This is a genomic window from Vibrio sp. 1557, from assembly GCF_033340175.1.
Lineage (GTDB): Bacteria > Pseudomonadota > Gammaproteobacteria > Enterobacterales > Vibrionaceae > Vibrio > Vibrio alginolyticus.
Map to the genome: position 1 here is coordinate 1 of NZ_JAWOVZ010000186.1, position 1217 is coordinate 1217.

Consider the following 1217-nt stretch of genomic DNA (forward strand, 5'->3'; position numbering starts at 1 on the left):
TCTCAGCTCTTTTGAGCTTTATGGGGCTTACTCTTCAATCCAGATAAACGTAGCTTGCCTTCCTGTCACACCATCTCGGCGGTAAGAATAAAAGGACTCTTTATCTTGGTAAGTACACAAACCGGAATCGAAAACTTGCGAGACGCCAGCCCTGTTGAGACGCTGCGTCGCTAATTGCGACATGTTGGCAAGCCATTTACCTTCCACATTACGAGGGGTAAATGCGCGCTGAGCTTTTGAGTCAAAATCGACAAACGCTTGTAGAACATCTTCACCCACTTCAAACGCCTGTGGACCAATAGCAGGCCCTAACCATGCCATCACATCACCCGAAAATAATGCAAGAGCATTTTCAACGATACCATTTGCCAAACCACGCCAACCGGCATGAACAGCTGCTACTTGAGTACCTTGAGTATTCGTCAGCAGTATAGGCAAACAATCAGCGGTCATGGCAGAACACACAACATTACTCGCCGATGTGAAGACGCCATCAGCATCAAGCACTATTGACGTAGGAGCATTCGCATGGGCAACGACAGTAGAATGAGTTTGGTTTAACCAAATTGGCGCACTTGGCATATTCGCTTGCTGTGCCAACCAATGACGATTCTTCGCTACGATAGAAGCATCATCCCCAACGTGCGCACCGAGATTTAACCCTTGATAAGAGCCTGTCGAAAAGCCACCAACTCGCGTAGAAGCAAAGGCTTTGACATTTTTAGGTGCAGACCAGTTAGGAATGATTGCCTTCATCTTAAAACTCGTCCGGTAGACCGTATTCTTCAGTGTCTTTACGCAACGCTTCTGTCATAGCCACCATATCGTCTGGCACTGGAGCATGGAATTCCAGTTCTTCACCAGTAATAGGGTGTTCAAAACGAAGCATTACGGCGTGTAGCGCCTGACGATCGAAACCACGAATCATGTCCGTCAGTTCTTGCGATGCACCAGTAGGAATACGTGCACGACCACCATAAGCAGTATCACCTAACAGAGGATGCTGTAGGTAAGACATATGAACACGGATTTGGTGAGTACGACCAGTTTCCAAACGCAGACGGATACGCGTATGCTCACGGAAGTGTTCTGCTACACGGTAGTGCGTTACCGCAGGTTTACCCAAAGGAGCTACAGCCCTGAGTGTGCGTTTAGTCGAGTGGCGACCAATTGGTTGATGCACTTTACCACCCGCTGTCATACGACCGATTGCAATC

At 48.2% G+C, this 1217-nt stretch carries 2 protein-coding genes; both read right to left on the reverse strand.

From position 1 onward, the window contains the following. Window positions 1-27 precede the first annotated feature (27 nt). Entirely contained in the window at window positions 28-756 is a 729-nt protein-coding gene (pgeF, locus tag R7070_RS25720; protein WP_005460314.1) for a peptidoglycan editing factor PgeF, read from the reverse strand. A 1-nt stretch (window position 757) separates the two neighbouring features. Continuing rightward, a partial coding sequence (locus tag R7070_RS25725) for a pseudouridine synthase (RefSeq protein WP_318141453.1) occupies window positions 758-1217 on the reverse strand: 460 nt, incomplete at its 5' end.